We start from the raw sequence: 17,518 nt of genomic DNA on the forward strand, positions 1-17,518 counted from the left end.
CATTACCAATAAAAGCGCCGAACCACTATGACACTGGATATATCAAAGTACCCTACACTCGCGTTGGCTGATACGCCGGAAGAGTTACGCACCATTCCGCGTGATCACCTTCCTGAACTGTGTGATGAGCTGCGTACCTACTTACTTAATACGGTCAGCCACTCAAGTGGTCATTTTGCGTCTGGACTTGGCACTSTCGAGCTGACTGTCGCACTCCACTATGTCTATAACACCCCTTTTGATCACCTTGTTTGGGATGTCGGTCACCAAGCCTACCCACATAAAATTTTGACGGGTCGGCGCGAAAAAATGCCGACGATTCGCAAAAAGGGCGGATTGCATCCCTTCCCGTGGCGCGATGAAAGCCCCTACGATGTGTTGTCTGTAGGCCACTCCTCCACATCAATTAGCGCCGCATTGGGAATGGCTATTTGTGCCGAAAAAGAAGGGAAAAACCGCAAAGTCGTTAGTGTGATTGGAGACGGAGCCATCACCGCAGGGATGGCATTTGAGGCGATGAACCATGCTGGGGACGTGAAACCCGACATGCTGGTGATCCTCAACGACAACGAAATGTCGATTTCAGAGAATGTTGGTGCCCTCAACAATCATCTGGCGCAGCTTCTTTCTGGTAATTTGTATACCACCATCCGAGAAGGGGGCAAAAAAGTCCTCTCGGGCGCACCACCAATTAAAGAGCTGGTCCGTCGCGCTGAAGAGCACCTCAAGGGGATGGTTGTGCCGGGGACCATGTTTGAGGAGCTCGGCTTTAACTATATCGGCCCAATCGATGGTCATGACGTGGAAGAGCTGGTTAAAACGCTAAAGAACATGCGTAACCTGAAAGGGCCGCAGTTCTTGCACGTGATGACGAAAAAAGGCAAAGGCTACGCGCCTGCGGAGAAAGATCCGATTGGTTATCACGCCGTTCCTAAATTCGATCCAAGCGTACATACCCTACCGAAATCAAAACCGGCCAGCCCGACATTTTCCAATGTCTTTGGTGACTGGTTGTGTGATATGGCCGAGCAAGACGACAAACTGCTAGCCATTACCCCGGCGATGCGCGAAGGCTCTGGTATGGTGCGCTTTTCCAAGGCGCATCCTGACAAATACTTCGATGTTGCGATTGCCGAACAACATGCCGTCWCTCTAGCGGCAGGTATGGCGATTGGTGAGTACAACCCTGTGGTGGCTATCTACTCCACCTTCTTACAGCGTGCGTACGATCAGCTGATCCATGATGTCGCCATTATGAACTTGCCGGTATTATTCGCGATCGACCGCGGTGGCATCGTGGGCGCCGACGGCCAAACGCACCAAGGGGCATTTGATTTAAGCTACCTAAGATGCATCCCGAATCTAGTGGTGATGACGCCAAGCGACGAGAACGAATGCCGTCAAATGCTCTATACCGGTCATATTCATCAGGGCCCGGCCGCGGTTCGCTACCCGCGCGGGGGAGGCATGGGCGTTGATATTGAACGCGATATGCATGCACTCCCTATCGGTAAAGGCGTGCAAAAACGCCAAGGTAAGCGCGTTGCGCTACTTAACTTTGGTACTCTGCTGCCCGGCGCCCTCGCGGCAGCAGAAGCGCTTGATGCAACCGTGGTAGATATGCGCTTTGCCAAACCTCTGGATACCGATTTAGTGGCAGAAATGGCGAAAACGCATGATTGCCTCGTCACTATTGAAGAAAACGCCACCGCTGGCGGAGCGGGAACCGGTGTGATTGAAAGCTTGATGACGCAAGGTGTCATCAAGCCGGTATTGCAAATTGGCTTGCCCGATCGCTTTATTCCACAAGGCACTCAACAAGAATTGCATGCTGAACTGCAATTAGATGGTGAGGGGATCGAAGCGCAAGTACGTGCTTACCTCGATAAAATAGGCCTGTCTTTATAAGACGGAACATTTAGACTAAAAAAGCCCGCGATACTAAGCGGGCTTTTTGATCCGTGATTACGCCATAATCTGGCGATGATGACGATTACTTGGTGCCGAAGATTTTATCGCCGGCATCACCTAGGCCAGGGACGATGTAGCCTTTGTCATTCAGCTTTTCATCGATAGCAGCAGTATAGAGCTCGACATCCGGATGCGCTTTTTTCAAAGCTTCAATACCCTCAGGAGCAGAGACTAACACCAATACTTTGATGTGCTGACAACCTTGCTCTTTGAGCAAATCGATAGTGGCAATCATCGAACCACCCGTTGCCAGCATAGGATCGACCACCAGCGCCATGCGCTCGTCGATATTGCTCGCCAACTTGTGGAAATACGGTACAGGCTCTAGCGTTTCTTCATCACGGTAAATGCCGACCACACTGATACGGGCACTTGGTACATGCTCTAGCACACCGTCCATCATACCGAGCCCTGCACGCAAAATAGGCACCACGGTGACTTTTTTACCTTTGATTTGATCAACGCTGACTGGGCCGTCCCAACCTTCGATGGTCACTTTTTCTGTTTCGAAGTCTGAAGTGGCTTCGTATGTCAGTAGGCTACCCACTTCAGTGGCAAGCTCACGAAATCGCTTAGTGCTAATATCCCGCTCACGCATCAATCCAATTTTATGCTTCACTAACGGGTGCCCGACTTCCACGACCTTCATCTTAGACTCCTTACAAAAAACAAATTCTCGGTAGTATACACGAAAGGGTTTTGCTAGCGTAGATCAAAGGCTTGACATCTCGCTTATTTCCTCATCAAACAGCTGACGCAAACGTTTTCCTTTCTAATTATCTACTGATAGAATAGCGCCGACTTTTGACTTCCAACTCCGGCGAGGAATTGCAGTGAGCGGTAAACAATCATCTCTTAGCTACAAGGATGCAGGTGTCGATATTGATGCGGGTAACGCCCTAGTCGACCGTATCAAAGGCGTCGTCAAACAAACTCACCGTCCTGAAGTAATGGGCGGCTTGGGTGGGTTTGGTGCCCTGTGTCAGTTACCGACCAAGTATAAAGAACCCGTGCTGGTTTCCGGCACTGATGGGGTAGGAACCAAATTACGTTTAGCGCTTGATGCCAATAAGCACGATACGATCGGCATTGATTTGGTCGCTATGTGTGTGAACGATCTGATTGTTCAAGGGGCTGAACCACTCTTTTTCCTCGACTACTACGCGACCGGAAAATTAGATGTCGAGACAGCGGCCGATGTGGTCACAGGGATTGCGCATGGATGCCAACAAGCCGGTTGTGCCCTGATCGGTGGCGAAACCGCTGAAATGCCGGGCATGTACTCAGGGGATGATTATGATGTCGCTGGGTTTTGTGTCGGGGTCGCGGAAAAATCCGCATTAATTGATGGCAGTAAGGTCGGTGAAGGCGATGCTCTGATTGGTCTGGCTTCTAGCGGTCCTCACTCAAACGGCTACTCTCTGATCCGTAAGATCTTGGAAGTTAGCGAGGCTGATTTAACCATGCCACTCGAAGGCAAACCTTTGGTTGAGCACTTGCTAGCACCGACTCGCATCTACGTGAAGTCAGTACTCACTTTACTTGAGCAATACCCTGCCCACGCCATTTCTCATATCACCGGTGGCGGCTTCTGGGAAAACATTCCCCGCGTATTGCCTCAAGGTACAAAAGCCGTTATTGATAGAAATAGCTGGCAATGGCCAGCCATTTTTAACTGGTTGCAGGCACAAGGCAATGTCAGTGACTATGAAATGCTGCGCACCTTTAACTGTGGCGTCGGCTTAGTCATCGCGCTACCACAAGCACATGCCGAACAAGCGATTGCACTGCTTAATGAGTCAGGGGAAACCGCTTGGCAGTTGGGCCATATTGCAACAAGTGCTGACGGCGAAGCGCAAGTGGAGTTGGTGTAATGACAAAACGCATCGTGGTGTTGATCTCGGGAAGTGGCAGTAATCTTCAGGCCTTAATCGATAAGTGCCCGCAAAACGCAAAAATTGTTGGCGTGATTGCAAACAAGCCAGATGCCTACGGCCTAACCCGCGCGGATAATGCTGGGATCGAGACTCGCGTGCTCGAAAACTCGCGCTATGACACTCGCGACGCTTACGATCATGCGTTGGCAACCGCCATTGATGCGTTCGCTCCTGACTTGGTCGTTCTCGCCGGCTTTATGCGTATACTCACCCCAGCCTTTGTCGAGCACTACCAAGGACGAATGCTGAATATTCATCCGTCGTTGCTCCCCAAATACACGGGCTYACATACCCACCAGCGCGCGATTGAGGCGGGTGATACCGAGCATGGCACCTCAGTGCATTTTGTCACAGAAGAACTGGATGGTGGCCCGGTGATTTTACAAGCACGTGTCCCCATCTTTGCAGACGACGACGCCAATACCGTTGCCGCCCGGGTGCAACAACAAGAGCACCAGATTTATCCTTTGGTTGTTCGCTGGTTTGTCGAAGAGCGCTTACGCATGGAAGCTGGCCAAGCTTGGCTCGACGGCGCGCCGTTGGGCCCTGCTGGCTATGCCGCTGATGAATATGACGACCTAAAAGCCTAGTGTGATTCGCCCTGATCAAAAAAGGCGCCTGATGGCGCCTTTTCTATGCTGGCAAAACCGCAATCAGGTCGTTGCATACTGATCTTGATTGGTGCAATACACTTCACCAAAATGGAAGACGCAGTACTCCCCTTCTGCCATTTTGTGCCAGTTTTCATTATTGGTTAGCGGCTGAGTCGCGATCACAGTGACGACATCATTGGGCGTAGTCTCCTCATGAAAATCAACCGTCATTTCCTGATCGATCAAGCTCGCTTTACCAAACGGGGCCCGCCGTGTAATCCAGTGCAAGTTATTACTGCAATACGCCATCACATAGTCACCATCGCTAAACAGCATGTTGTACACTCCAAGTGCACGTAACCGATCGCAACGCGAGGCGATAAAGTCGAACACCTCACACATGTTATCGGGTTGCTGTGGGTAGTGCTTGTATAGCTCATTGAGCAGCCAACAGAAGGCTTTTTCGCTGTCGGTTTCTCCCACAGGCTTAAAGTGGCCCGTTTCTAAGCTTTCAAACCCAGATAGCTGACCATTGTGGGCAAACGTCCAATAACGTCCCCAAATTTCGCGAGTAAAAGGATGCGTGTTTTCAAGGCTGACGCCACCTCGATTAGCCTGACGAATATGACTGACTACCGCACAGCTTTTGATCGGATAACTGGTTACCAGCTCAGCCACTTTAGATTGGCAGCTTGGGGCGGGATCTTTAAAAGTGCGAAACCCTTTCCCTTCGTAAAAGGTAATGCCCCAGCCATCTCGATGCGGTCCTGTTTTTCCACCGCGCTGAATAAGCCCAGTAAAACTAAAACAGATATCCGTCGGCACATTGGCACTCATGCCAAGCAGTTCACACATTCTTTCATCTACCTCCGAGCATTATGCCGCCATTTCCTTTTCCACCAGCTGGATAAGGATATGGATAATCTTAATATGAACTTCTTGAATACGATCTGCATAGCCAAAATGAGGGACACGAATTTCGATATCCGCAAGACCAGCCATTTTGCCGCCGTCTTTTCCAGTCAGCATGATGGACTTCATGCCTTTCGCTTTCGCCGCATCGATCGCGTTAAGAATGTTGCCTGAGTTTCCTGAGGTAGACAGACCAAAGAGGACGTCGCCTTTCATGCCGACGGCTTCAACATAGCGTGAAAAAACAAACTCATAGCCAAAGTCGTTGGAAACACAAGAAAGGTGGCTTGGATCAGAAATCGCAATCGCAGGATATCCCGGACGGTTTTCACGATAACGGCCCGTTAACTCCTCGGCAAAATGCATGGCATCACAGTGCGAGCCACCGTTCCCACACGAAAGCACCTTGCCACCCGCTTTGAAGCTATCGGCCAATAGCTTGGCAGCTTCTTCAATTTGTTGAATGTTTTTGTCGTCACTTAAAAAGGCATTCAGAACAGTAGCGGCTTCCGACAGCTCACCGCGAATAATATCTTGGTACATGGCATGTTCCCATCGTTGAAAAAGGCCAGGCTCTCACTCTGTGCACCGGGGGGGTGAGAGCGGATTTAAGGTCAGTGTAACCGTATCGTTTTGTGCCTGTCGACTGCCGCTTGCGTGTTGGTCTCGAGCTAGGTCACGTTTGTTCAAATGGCAACCTATCTTTCCAACTTTGGCGAAGAATGATTGATGATTTTCTCACCTTGCAAGCCACATCACACCGTATCAATTTACAAATATTTAAATTTTTGCTTACATTAAGTGGTACGACCTCTTACCTCACTTGAGGGGAGGCTAACTAAACCGAAGGAGATGACGTGATGGCGACAGGGTTATTTATCGCTGCCATGCTAATTGTGGCAGGCGTACTCGCATACCATCGTGCCAATTTGCTGGTTTCAACAGCTGTATTGGCTGCGGGACTAGTAGTAGGGACTTTACTGGGTAGTGTCGGACAGATCACTTGGCTGATCTTTGCCGTAATCGCACTGCCACTTAATATCGCGACATTCCGTCGCAACTGGATCAGTAAGCCAGCGTTTAAAGCGTTTAAATCTGTGATGCCAGAAATGTCAGCCACAGAAAAAGAAGCTATCGACGCAGGCACAGTATGGTGGGAAGCCGATCTTTTCCGTGGCACGCCTGACTGGAACAAATTGCATGATATCCCAGCACCACGTTTAAGTGCCGAGGAGCAGGCGTTCTTGGATGGTCCTGTGAATGAAGTCTGCCGTATGGTTGATGACTATCAAGTCACCCACGAGCTAGCAGATTTACCACCAGAGGTATGGCAATACCTGAAGGACAACAAGTTCTTCGCCATGATCATCAAAAAACAATATGGTGGCCTCGAGTTCTCCGCTTACGCCCAGTCTTTGGTGTTACAAAAACTGTCTGGCGTGTCAGGCGTACTGTCATCTACGGTCGGGGTCCCTAACTCCCTCGGTCCGGGTGAGCTGTTGCAGCACTACGGCACCGAAGAGCAAAAAGACCACTACTTACCGCGCCTTGCTGAGGGTAAAGAAATTCCATGCTTTGCCTTAACCAGCCCAGAGGCAGGCTCCGATGCGGGCTCGATCCCTGACTACGGAGTAGTCACAAAAGGGATGTGGGAAGGCAAAGAAGTGCTGGGGATGAAAATCACCTGGAACAAACGCTACATCACCCTAGCCCCTGTCGCTACCGTACTCGGTCTCGCGTTTAAACTTCGCGATCCTGACCATCTACTTGGTGATCAAGATGAGCTCGGTATTACCTGTGCACTGATCCCGACCGATTTAGAAGGTGTCGATATCGGCCGTCGTCACTTCCCTCTGAACGTTCCATTCCAAAATGGACCGACACAGGGACATGACGTCTTCGTTCCAATGGACTTTATCATTGGTGGCCAGAAAATGGCGGGCCAAGGTTGGCGTATGCTGATGGAATGTCTGTCGATTGGTCGCGGTATCACCCTGCCATCGAACACCACAGGCGGCCTGAAGTCAGCAGCCTTGGCAACCGGTGCTTATGCGCGTATTCGTCGTCAGTTCAAATTGCCGATCGGTAAAATGGAAGGGATTGAAGAGCCTCTAGCGCGTATCGCAGGCAATGCTTACGTGATGGACGCCGCCAGTGCCCTGACCGTGACCGGGATTGACTTGGGAGAAAAACCGTCGGTGATCTCCGCCATCGTCAAATATCACTGTACGCATCGTAGTCAACAAGGTGTGATTGATGCGATGGATGTTGTGGGCGGTAAAGGTATCTGCCTTGGTCCTAAAAACTTCTTAGGACGCAACTATCAAGGCTCACCCATCGCAATAACCGTTGAAGGTGCGAACATTTTGACGCGTTCGATGATCATCTTCGGTCAAGGGGCGATCCGCTGTCATCCATTTGTCTTGGATGAAATTCGTGCCAGCGAAGATACCGATTCACAACGTGCATTAAGTGCCTTTGATCGCGCACTGTTTGGTCACGTTGGCTTTGTGATGAGTAACCTTGCTCGCACATTGTGGCTGGGCCTGACCGATGGCCGCTTCTCGAAAACACCACGTAAAGACGAAACACGCCGTTACTACCAGCAAATGAACCGCTACAGTGCGGCATTAGCGCTGCTGGCTGACGTTTCAATGGCGGTTCTCGGGGGTAATTTGAAGCGTAAAGAGCGTCTGTCTGCGCGTCTGGGTGATGTGCTTAGTCAGCTTTATCTTGCCTCTGCAACCATGAAACGTTACGCCGATGAGGGCTATCAGAAAGACGATCTGCCATTGGTTCATTGGGGTATGCAAGATGCCATGTACCAAACTGAGCAAGCGCTGGATGAGTTCCTTGCCAACTTCCCAAATCGTATGATTGCAGGATTGGTACGTGCCCTCGTGTTCCCATTAGGTAAAGGTCGCCGCAAACCAAGTGATCGCTTAGACGGAAAGCTTGCGGTGATTTTGCAATCGCCAAGTGCAACACGTGATCGCATTGGCCGAGGACAATTCTTCGAGCCTGGTAACGCCATTGGGAATATCGAAAAAGCGCTTCACGACATTCTCACTGCAGAGCCGATTCACAAAAAAGTTTGTGACGGTATCGGCGAGAAACTGCCATTTATGTTCTTAGATCAAGTGGCACAGAAAGGTCTGGATGCGGGCGTGATCAGCGAACAAGAAGCACAGCTGCTCCGTGACGCCGAAGTGGGTCGACTAGAAACCATCAATGTTGACGACTTCGATCCTGCAGAGCTTCCTGCTGCATCGACCAAAGTGGGAAAGATGCATGATGCAGCTTAATGATTCTCGTTAAGCTGCCCAAATAAAAAGAGAAGGCAATTGCCTTCTCTTTTTTTATTCTTTACTTCCCTTTTTTATTCTTTATCCGGTTTATCCATGTCCAACTCATCGCCCATTTCTTCGTGCGTGTCTTCATCGGGTGGCGGCGCTTCCAATTCTTGAGCTGCTTCAGCGAGCTTACGGGCTTTGCGCTTTTTCAGCACAAACCAAACCGCCGCCACGAGCAGAACAATCAATAGATTCCCTACACCGATAATCAGCAAAGATGTCGTGCGGGCCTTTTCTTTCTCTCGCTCACGGCGCCGCTCTTCTGCTGCCGCTTGCAATTCACGCTCACGCGCCAACCGCTCGGCTTCTGCTTGTTCAAGCGCTTCATAATCGGTCACCGCAAACGTCTGCTCAGGTAAACTAAAAACCAGCGGCCGACCTGACAGTAAATCCGTCGCATAAAGCATACTGCTCCATTTGTACTGGCCCGGCGTGGATGCATACGGGATGTCCAATGTCATCGTCATGGATTTATCATCGTTCGATGTTTGGTAAACCGTAGTCTTCCCTTCCGTGTCGATGAATTTGGCATGCACCGATATGCTACCCGGCTCAATACTGGCTTCCTCGGCCTGAATAACCAGCTTGTGTGGCTCATCATCAATTTGACTTTGTTTAAACGTCGCCATCAATGGCGTTGGATACACCAGTACTTCTTGCTCTAAGGTGCGGAAAAAAATGCCATTGCCTGACGTCACTCGCGCTCGGTATTTACCGGGCATCACATTCACCGGCAGTGCGACGGTGAAGATACCATCGTTGGGCTTTTCGTCTAAGCCCGTCCCATCGTCACTAAAATGCCCGAGTGAGCGCGGCTGAGGGCGCTGATCAGGGTTGAGCGATTCAGGATCTTCGACGTACTCGGTAAAGGTGACATTCAAATCAACGCGCTCGATGAAATCGCGCAGGATGAGAGGCTCATCGCCAAGTTTTAATCGCGCCGTGAATTTCACCGTTTCCCCCTGATACAAACGCGGAGGAAGATCATCAACCTGCATACGCAGGTCGCTCAGCACTTTTACTTTGTTATCAGGGCTAACTCGGCCAATCGCTTGCCACGGACCGGGCATGGGATCAGTAATGGAAACGATGTCCATGTCCGATTCTTGGTGCCAGGAAACTTTATCCGGATGTCGCCAAGCGTAGTACTTAGTGCCGTCGGGGCGCACCAGGACCACAGGGACACTGGGGTCTTCTCGGTAAATCACGAACGCGGCACGCTCAATGGTAGGATCAACCCGAAAGCGGTTTTCCAGCAGACGTATTTCTTGCTCATTGGCTTGCGCCAATAATGGGATACAAAGACAGGCAGTCCACCACCGCTTTTTCATGTGCTCTCCTACTGTCGCCAAAGACAGCTACCATTTTGCTCAATAAAATCTAAACGCGCTTCGTGTGCACTTAGTTCATCGGCGGACGCGGGGATAATCTTTAGCGGTTTCTGACGTTTGACCGAACGCGGCGCCATCGGGCTCGCATTGTCCGTGTCAGTTCCTGCGTTAAAAGACAAGCTGGTTTGCCCGCCCGTCATCAGTAAGTAAACGTCGGCTAAGATCTCGGCATCAAGTAATGCCCCGTGCAACGTGCGGCGAGAATTATCAATACCATAGCGCTCACATAAAATATCCAAGTTATTGCGCTTACCTGGGAAGATTTTCTTCGCCATGGCAAGGGTATCGGTAATCGAACAGATCTCGCTCGTCTTTAACGCCACCCCCAGGTTTTTAAACTCGTAGTCCATGAAACCGACGTCAAAGGGTGCATTGTGGGCAATTAGCTCTGCCCCTTCTACAAAGGATACAAATGCCTCATGCACATCGGCGTATGTCGGTTTGTCGGCGAGAAAAGCATCCGTGATACCGTGTACCTCAATGGCTTCAGGATCAATCGCACGTGTCGGTTTAATGTAGGCATGAAAGTGCCGACCGGTTAGCTTACGATTGATAATTTCAACCGCGCCGATTTCGATAATGTTGTGTCCCTGATAATGAGGGCCACCTTCGCGGTTCATACCTGTGGTTTCGGTATCAAGAACAACAAGGCGATCGTAATTCGCTTTCATGGCAATACTTATGTCAAACTTGGCAGATTCTAATATCCGATAGTACCAAAGATGACCAAGCAGGTAGAAATTTTCACAGACGGTTCATGCCTCGGTAACCCAGGTCCCGGTGGTTACGGTGTGGTGATGCGTTATAAACAGCACGAAAAAAACTTGAGCGCCGGTTATACCCTCACAACGAACAACCGTATGGAGCTCATGGCGGCTATCGTCGGACTGAACGCTCTTACCTCTTCATGCGAGGTCGTGCTTACCACAGACAGCCAATACGTACGCCAAGGGATCACACAATGGATCCATAACTGGAAAAAACGTCAGTGGAAAACGGCGGATAAAAAGCCTGTGAAAAACGCTGATTTATGGCAGCAACTCGATGTAGCGGCTGCCAAGCATACGGTGACGTGGAACTGGGTAAAAGGCCACGCTGGTCACCCAGAAAACGAACGCTGTGATGAATTAGCCCGAGAGGCAGCCAATCACCCTACTCTGGTTGATGAAGGGTATCAGCCTCAATAAGCACGTTTTATCCACCGTTTGGCACCACCCCACCTAAAGGCGCAACGGCTTTTTTCAGTTTCCAGCGTGGTTTGATGGGTTTTAACGGGTAGCTGCGTTTACGAGCGATAATAAAGTAGACGCAGCCGACCAGGGGCGTGAATTCAGCAAAGCTGCTTTCTACCCAAGCGTGTCTCGCCTTGGGCTGTTTCGTTGGCCACAAACCAAAGTGCGTTGCAGTGGTCACCTCATAATTCATCACACTTAGCCAATCGCGGATCCTCAGTGGAGAAAACATACGTCCACTCCATGGCAGTCGCTGGCCGCGTCCCCGCAATACACGCTTGATTCCCATCACGCTGGTCGGGTTGACGCCGGATAAAATAAGATATCCATCGTCAATCATCACGCGATCCACCTCACGCAGCAGCCGGTGAGGATCATCGCTATAGTCGAGCTGATGAGCCAGTAAGCACGCATCAAACGATTTTTCGATGAAGGGAAGCGCATAATGCTCTGCGGTTAAGTTGCGCATTGGATTACGTTTATCCACACAGACTTGGTGTTGAATGTTACACTGTTGGCTGACCAGTTCGCAGCTTAGCCCGCCGAGCTTCAGTAAATGGTAGCCAAACAGGTTAGGCAAGCATTCATCTAAACGCGTTTGTAACTGCGCTCGTGTCCAATCCCCATACGCAACTTGGTCCCACGTATAGGGGTAATCATAGTGATAATCGATGCGCGCTGGTTTCATGGTCAAGGCTCATTCTATTGCTGGAGAACCCAATGCTCAGTGTCAAAAGCATACCTGCATTTAACGATAATTACATATGGCTCATTATTAGTGAAGATAACCGTTGTGCGGTGGTCGATCCGGGTGAAGCACATCAAGTTATCGACTACATTCAGGCACATGAGTTGACCTTATCCTGCATTTTAATCACACACCATCACTGGGATCACACCAATGGCATTGAAGATTTAGTACGCTTTGCGCCAAGTGCTGCGGTGATCGGTCCCGATGTAAAGCCTATCCCTCGGCTTACGATGGCAGTGAAAGACGGTGACCAGATCGATGTGTTTGATCACCGTTTTCTGGTGGTGGGCGTAGAAGGCCATACCGAGGATCATATCGCGTTTGTCGGCGATGGTAAGCTATTCTGCGGTGATGCTCTATTTTCAGCAGGATGCGGCCGCTTACTCGGTGGCACCGCAGAACAAGCCGTTAACTCATTGAAAAAGCTTGCATCCTTACCCATCGAAACTCAGGTTTTTTGTGCGCATGAATACACCGCGGCTAACGTCGCTTTTGCATTAACCGTTGAACCGGAAAATGATGCGCTACATTTGTATAGAGAAGAAGTAAATAGGTTGCGTGCGCAGCAAAAACAGACTCTACCGAGTACCATTGAGCGCGAACGGCGCATAAACCCATTTTTACGAACGAGCGAACCGACTGTGATTCAAGCGGTGAGTGGCCGAGCCACTGATGACAGTGAGCTAGAAGTATTCAGGGCGCTGCGGCAGTGGAAGGACGAATTTTGAGCTGAGTCTCTTGTCATCAATAGAGCCAGCCCCTATTATCATCGGCTATTTTGGACGAAGGTTTTATGCAATGAAGTACCGTTTTGTTATCTTGAGCACCCTGTTGCTGAGCGGCTGTCAGCTGACAGGTGATGCTCAGAATACGGATATCGCAACAAAAAAGACCCCAGTCGCGGCTACTCCGGTTAAAGCAACACCGACCGTTTCCGCGACCAAGAAACAACCGACCCCAGCGACACCAACGGTACTTTCACCGCAAATGCAGGAGGATGTGTGGCAACGAATCAGCATGCAGCTGTCACTGCCCGTCCCTAATAACAGCGCTATCCGCCAGTACCGCAATTGGTACCTGAAATATCCAAACCATATTGCCACCGTCGCGGAACGTGCCACTCCTTTCTTGCACTTAATTGTTGAGAAAGTGGAAGCGCGCAATATGCCACTTGAGATCGCATTGCTACCTATCGTCGAAAGCTCGTTTGATCAATTTGCTTACTCTCACGGTCGTGCCGCTGGCTTATGGCAGTTTGTACCAGCAACCGGTGAACGCTTCGGACTGGAGCAAAATTGGTGGTATGACGGTCGTCGTGATGTGGCAAAAGCCACCGATGCTGCCTTGGACTACTTGGAATACCTCAACGGTATGTTTGAAGGTAATTGGCTTCATGCTATTGCCGCCTACAATTCCGGTGAAGGCCGCGTTGCTCGTGCGATTCGTAATAATGAAAAGCGGGGCAAGCCAACCGACTTTTGGCATCTCGATTTACCCAAAGAAACCAGCAGCTACGTCCCCAAACTGATTGCACTGGGCGACGTCATTCGTCACAAAGACAAATATGGCCTTGAGGTTCCCGCCATCGCGAACAAACCCGCATTGGCATTGGTTGAACCCAACATCCAAATGGATTTAGCTCTGGCAGCCAACTATGCTGGCCTGAGCGTGTCAGAGTTACAAAGCCTTAACCCGGCTTACAACCACTGGGCAACCGCGCCTTCCGGTCCTACCCATTTGCTACTTCCTATCGATAAGGTCGATCGTTTCAACACCGAACTGGCGAAGAATAATAACCAAGGGCTACGCGTGGAGCGTTATTACGTCCAATCGGGCGATAGCCTGAGTGAAATTGCCGCCCACTACAATACGACGGTCAAGGTACTACAGCGCGCTAACCAACTGAATACCACGCGTATTCGCGTCGGTCAGCCTCTGATGATCCCAGTCTCATTGAAAGACGAATCTCAATACACCTTAAGCGCCCCACAGCGCCTTGCCGCGTTACAAGCCGCTGAACGCGACGGTTACAAACGTACCCATACTGTGCGCAAAGGGGATAGCTTCTGGACAATTGCTCGCCGTTATGACGTTGACTACCAGCAACTGGCAAAGTGGAATGGCATGAGCCCTAGAGATACCTTGAGTATTGGGCAAAAGCTGGTCGTTTGGGATAAAAACGATAACGCAAAACGTGTTCGTACCATCACTTATCAGATTCGCCAAGGCGACTCTCTAAGCAGCATTGCGCAGCGTTACAATGTGTCCGTGTCTGATCTGGTCAAATGGAATCAGCTACGCAAGAACGCCTATATTCAGCCGGGTCAGCGTCTTACCCTGCATATTGATATCTCGCGGAGTAGCGGCTCATGATGGTAGCGTCCTCCAACCCTTTGTTCGCCTTGCGTGATATTGTCATCCGGCCGAGTGCCTGCTTTGCCGCATTGAGCCAGCGTCCTGCATGGGCGTGGCTGGCGTACTTATTACTGTGCTTTAGCTCAATGGCGTTTTGGAACGCCTACTTCGACCACACTGATCTAGCTACCCTTCAGCGCGTGTTAACTCAAACACTCTCTATGTCCGAAGGCGATGCCCAGCAATGGTTGGAACGTGAGACCCTATTGGCGTCAGAGGTGCTAGGAGACTGGTTTGGACGCGCAGCGGTCATCTTCGCGCTGGCACTTTGGTTCCGTCTTGCCACTAAACAAGAAGCACCAACTTTTGGCTACCGACATTGGCTTGCAGCAACCAGCTTTATCCTACTGCCCGCCATCGTGGGTGATCTGGCTAGCTATACCAATATGATGTTGTCACCGAGTTTCATTCTACCTGCCCACGCAGATCTCAACAGCCTTAACGGGCTGTTAAAATTGCCGATGACGTCAGATTGGAGTGCTTGGGCGGCGAGCCTACCCATTCTTCTTCCTTGGTATTGGGTGCTCAGTATTACCGTCTTGGCCCTCTGGACGCCGCTTGAACAAGGTAAAGCGATTGTGGTTGCCACCCTGCCTTGGTTTGCCGTCTTTGGGGGATGGGCCCTGATGATTGCCGTTAGCTAATCACCTTCAACTGCGCCTCCATCGGAGTATGATCGGAGGCGCCGTTATCCAACGCTTTTGCGCCTTCCACCACTAACCCTCTATAAAAAACATGATCCAACGGCAAGCCAAATTTCGTGATCCGCTCATCCGGGCTAAACGCCATTTCCTGAAGCGATAATCTAGAGACCATTGCCCTTACCGCCTCTAAACGACGCTGAGACCAAGTATTGAAGTCCCCAGCGAGAATAATCGGCCCTTCAACCTGCGCGAGCACTTTTTCTAACGCCGCCAGCTGTTTCTTATACGCTGACATGGCGTACGTAAAGTTAATGCTATGAATATTTACCACTGCCAGTCGCTGACCATTAGACAGTTGATATTCGCTGTACAAAGCACTTTTCGGCAGCCTTAGATAAGGTTCAACGGCGATATATGCACAGCTATGCATAGGATTAACCTGAGACAAATTCATCACCCCAGCCACAGCATCTTGCATAGCAAACGCATAAGCCTGATCGTAGTGAAGTGACGCTTGGTTTATCCAGCGAGAAAGCTGAGGACCAAAACTGGCTTCTTGCAATAACATTAACCGGTGAGGGTCACGGTATTGACTCAGCGCCGTCTCCCAATGAGGACGTTGCTGTTTATAAATATTCCACACCAATAATGAAAAATGCCCGTCTTCATCCAATGGAGAAGCATGAATATAATCAACACATTGCCGATGAATACCTGAGACGGTATGCAACTGGGTACTATCTGGCACGGTAAAATAGCCATTTACACCCACCACAGCGGCCGGCACTAGAATCGCTGTGCCCCACGCCATCGCTTTACCAATTCGCCGTTTCATCACGTCTACCACTTTTGATTACTCAGCCACTGTGAGTATAACCTGCCATCAGTTCGGGCGCCGATTTTGCGCGTCTTGCGGTTAAAATACAAGCAAAGATCTCACTTTATGACTTGCCGATAATCGAGCCCCAGAGATAGGATGTGAAAGCAATAATAACAATATACATTCAAGGAGCGACGCCACATGCTCAATAACCTATTTGTGTATGGCACCCTGTGTCCGGGGGAACGGAATCATTATTTACTTGCTGATGTTCAAGGAGACTGGTATCCCGCTACATTGCAAGCAGTACGCACGGATCGTGGATGGGGATCGGCAAAAGGCTATCCAGGGATTGAACTCAGTGACAATCCCGACGATATCGTGCACGGTTGGTTGCTAAAAGCAAAAGACCTCACGGCGACCATCCCCCAATTAGATGAATTCGAAGGAGCGGGCTATCAACGCGTTATTGTAGAAATTCGTTATCAACCAAATATGGATATGGTACAGACCACGACCGCCTTCACTTATGAGCTCTGCTTTAGTCATCAGCCAGAAGAAGCAGGCCCAAGCCAGTTTGTCGCCAAAAACTATTAGCGCTGTCAGACAGTCAAAAGCACCGACAAGCGTCAGTGCTTTTTGAGTAGCAGAGATAGATGGGTTCGACCGGTAATATTGAGGTCAAAAAAAGCACCGACAAATGTCGATGCTTTTTAGATGGCAGGGGTGGAGGGATTCGACCGGGCTGGCGTTCCAGCACCCAACACGCGGTTTCGATGACACACCCAAAACTATCCATCAGTTAGTTTATCAGTAGTATTGAGATCAAAAAAAAGCACCGACAAATGTCGGTGCTTTTTAGATGGCAGRGGTGGAGGGATTCGACCGGGCTGGCGTTCCAGCGCCCAACACGCGGTTTCGATGACACACCCAAAACTATCCATCAGTTAGTTTATCAGTAGTATTGAGATCAAAAAAAAGCACCGACAAATGTCGGTGCTTTTTAGATGGCAGGGGTGGAGGGATTCGAACCCCCAACACGCGGATTTGGAATCCGCTGCTCTGCCAATTGGAGCTACACCCCTATAAATAGTGGCGGAGTGGACGGGACTCGAACCCGCGACCCCCGGCGTGACAGGCCGGTATTCTAACCAACTGAACTACCACTCCGCACCAATTCTGTCTCATCAAAGTCTTACGCATATCCGCTTTGATGCTTAAATTTTTGCTAACTAAAGCCCAACATTAAGCTCTAATTAGATTATCTTGTTTGATGCGATGAGGATGTTGAATCGAGACGCGCAGTGTATGCCAATACATGAGCATCGCAGATATCAACAGCATCGAGCTATCAACAAGATAAGCAATGAGAGCCTGGCGATGTCCTACTCTCACATGGGGAGACCCCACACTACCATCGGCGCTGCTTCGTTTCACTACTGAGTTCGGCATGGAGTCAGGTGGGTCCAAAGCGCTATGGTCGCCAAGCAAAATTTTGT

General features: G+C 50.1%; 16 protein-coding genes, 2 tRNA genes and 1 rRNA gene. 9 read left to right on the forward strand and 10 right to left on the reverse strand.

Going from position 1 to position 17,518, the window contains the following annotated elements; translation table 11 throughout:
* The first annotated feature begins 27 nt into the window (after positions 1-27).
* Positions 28-1,908: a 1-deoxy-D-xylulose-5-phosphate synthase gene (dxs, locus tag BZG83_RS03795; RefSeq protein WP_077479429.1), complete on the forward strand. Its 1,881-nt coding sequence runs from the start codon at positions 28-30 to the stop codon at positions 1,906-1,908.
* Positions 1,909-1,993: 85 nt separating this feature from the next.
* Here the strand turns inward: dxs and upp are convergent, their stop codons facing one another.
* On the reverse strand, positions 1,994-2,620 hold the full coding sequence (gene upp / locus BZG83_RS03800) for a uracil phosphoribosyltransferase (protein WP_069587458.1): 627 nt from the start codon (positions 2,618-2,620) through the stop codon (positions 1,994-1,996).
* 184 nt (positions 2,621-2,804) lie between these two features.
* On the opposite strand from upp, the gene purM reads away from it, so the two are divergent.
* Both purM and purN read left to right on the forward strand, forming a co-directional pair.
* A complete protein-coding gene (purM, locus tag BZG83_RS03805; protein ID WP_077479430.1) occupies positions 2,805-3,845 on the forward strand; it encodes a phosphoribosylformylglycinamidine cyclo-ligase in 1,041 nt (346 codons plus the stop codon).
* On the forward strand, positions 3,845-4,498 hold the full coding sequence (gene purN, locus BZG83_RS03810; RefSeq protein ID WP_077479431.1) for a phosphoribosylglycinamide formyltransferase: 654 nt from the start codon (positions 3,845-3,847) through the stop codon (positions 4,496-4,498). The genes purM and purN overlap by 1 nt, the downstream gene beginning before the upstream one ends.
* Positions 4,499-4,561: 63 nt before the next feature.
* Here the strand turns inward: purN and BZG83_RS03815 are convergent, their stop codons facing one another.
* Positions 4,562-5,356, reverse strand: coding sequence for a class II glutamine amidotransferase (locus BZG83_RS03815; RefSeq protein ID WP_077455557.1), 795 nt, complete (start codon positions 5,354-5,356; stop codon positions 4,562-4,564).
* Between the two features lie 21 nt (positions 5,357-5,377).
* Positions 5,378-5,956, reverse strand: coding sequence for a D-sedoheptulose 7-phosphate isomerase (gene lpcA / locus BZG83_RS03820; RefSeq protein ID WP_069587462.1), 579 nt, complete (start codon positions 5,954-5,956; stop codon positions 5,378-5,380).
* A gap of 317 nt (positions 5,957-6,273) precedes the next feature.
* On the opposite strand from lpcA, the gene fadE reads away from it, so the two are divergent.
* Positions 6,274-8,718, forward strand: a complete 2,445-nt coding sequence (fadE, locus tag BZG83_RS03825) for an acyl-CoA dehydrogenase FadE (protein ID WP_077479432.1) — start codon at positions 6,274-6,276, stop codon at positions 8,716-8,718.
* A 74-nt stretch (positions 8,719-8,792) separates the two neighbouring features.
* On the opposite strand, the gene BZG83_RS03830 is transcribed toward fadE, so the two are convergent.
* Both BZG83_RS03830 and dnaQ read right to left on the reverse strand, forming a co-directional pair.
* Complete coding sequence (locus tag BZG83_RS03830; protein ID WP_077479433.1) at positions 8,793-10,097, reverse strand: TIGR03503 family protein; 1,305 nt, start codon at positions 10,095-10,097, stop codon at positions 8,793-8,795.
* Positions 10,098-10,105: 8 nt separating this feature from the next.
* Positions 10,106-10,828 (reverse strand): DNA polymerase III subunit epsilon, encoded by a 723-nt coding sequence (gene dnaQ / locus BZG83_RS03835; RefSeq protein ID WP_162274220.1) that lies wholly within the window; start codon positions 10,826-10,828, stop codon positions 10,106-10,108.
* 51 nt (positions 10,829-10,879) lie between these two features.
* On the opposite strand from dnaQ, the gene rnhA reads away from it, so the two are divergent.
* Positions 10,880-11,344, forward strand: a complete 465-nt coding sequence (rnhA, locus tag BZG83_RS03840; RefSeq protein WP_077479435.1) for a ribonuclease HI — start codon at positions 10,880-10,882, stop codon at positions 11,342-11,344.
* Positions 11,345-11,351: 7 nt separating this feature from the next.
* Here rnhA and BZG83_RS03845 read toward each other — a convergent pair whose 3' ends face one another.
* Positions 11,352-12,077 (reverse strand): methyltransferase domain-containing protein, encoded by a 726-nt coding sequence (locus BZG83_RS03845; protein ID WP_077479436.1) that lies wholly within the window; start codon positions 12,075-12,077, stop codon positions 11,352-11,354.
* 32 nt (positions 12,078-12,109) lie between these two features.
* On the opposite strand from BZG83_RS03845, the gene gloB reads away from it, so the two are divergent.
* The 3 genes from gloB to BZG83_RS03860 all read left to right on the forward strand — a co-directional run bounded on the left by gloB (position 12,110) and on the right by BZG83_RS03860 (position 15,199).
* Complete coding sequence (gene gloB, locus BZG83_RS03850; protein ID WP_069587468.1) at positions 12,110-12,868, forward strand: hydroxyacylglutathione hydrolase; 759 nt, start codon at positions 12,110-12,112, stop codon at positions 12,866-12,868.
* Between the two features lie 70 nt (positions 12,869-12,938).
* Positions 12,939-14,513 carry a lytic transglycosylase gene (locus tag BZG83_RS03855; protein ID WP_077479437.1) on the forward strand — a complete coding sequence of 525 codons (1,575 nt, stop codon included), beginning with the start codon at positions 12,939-12,941 and terminating at the stop codon, positions 14,511-14,513.
* Entirely contained in the window at positions 14,510-15,199 is a 690-nt protein-coding gene (locus BZG83_RS03860; RefSeq protein ID WP_077479438.1) for a YIP1 family protein, read from the forward strand. Before BZG83_RS03855 ends, BZG83_RS03860 begins: the two co-directional genes overlap by 4 nt.
* On the opposite strand, the gene BZG83_RS03865 is transcribed toward BZG83_RS03860, so the two are convergent.
* Complete coding sequence (locus BZG83_RS03865) at positions 15,192-16,034, reverse strand: endonuclease/exonuclease/phosphatase family protein (protein ID WP_077479439.1); 843 nt, start codon at positions 16,032-16,034, stop codon at positions 15,192-15,194. The two genes, BZG83_RS03860 and BZG83_RS03865, sit on opposite strands and share 8 nt — an antisense overlap.
* A gap of 186 nt (positions 16,035-16,220) precedes the next feature.
* On the opposite strand from BZG83_RS03865, the gene BZG83_RS03870 reads away from it, so the two are divergent.
* Positions 16,221-16,616 (forward strand): gamma-glutamylcyclotransferase family protein, encoded by a 396-nt coding sequence (locus tag BZG83_RS03870; RefSeq protein WP_069587470.1) that lies wholly within the window; start codon positions 16,221-16,223, stop codon positions 16,614-16,616.
* Between the two features lie 411 nt (positions 16,617-17,027).
* Here BZG83_RS03870 and BZG83_RS03875 read toward each other — a convergent pair.
* The 3 genes from BZG83_RS03875 to rrf form a co-directional block, all read right to left on the reverse strand.
* Positions 17,028-17,104 (reverse strand) — tRNA-Trp (locus BZG83_RS03875).
* Between the two features lie 8 nt (positions 17,105-17,112).
* A tRNA-Asp gene (locus BZG83_RS03880) sits at positions 17,113-17,189 on the reverse strand.
* A 202-nt stretch (positions 17,190-17,391) separates the two neighbouring features.
* Positions 17,392-17,507: ribosomal RNA gene (gene rrf, locus BZG83_RS03885) — 5S ribosomal RNA — on the reverse strand.
* Between the last annotated feature and the right edge of the window lie 11 nt (positions 17,508-17,518).

The organism is Salinivibrio sp. PR919 (assembly GCF_001995355.1).
Classification (GTDB): Bacteria; Pseudomonadota; Gammaproteobacteria; order Enterobacterales; family Vibrionaceae; genus Salinivibrio; species Salinivibrio proteolyticus.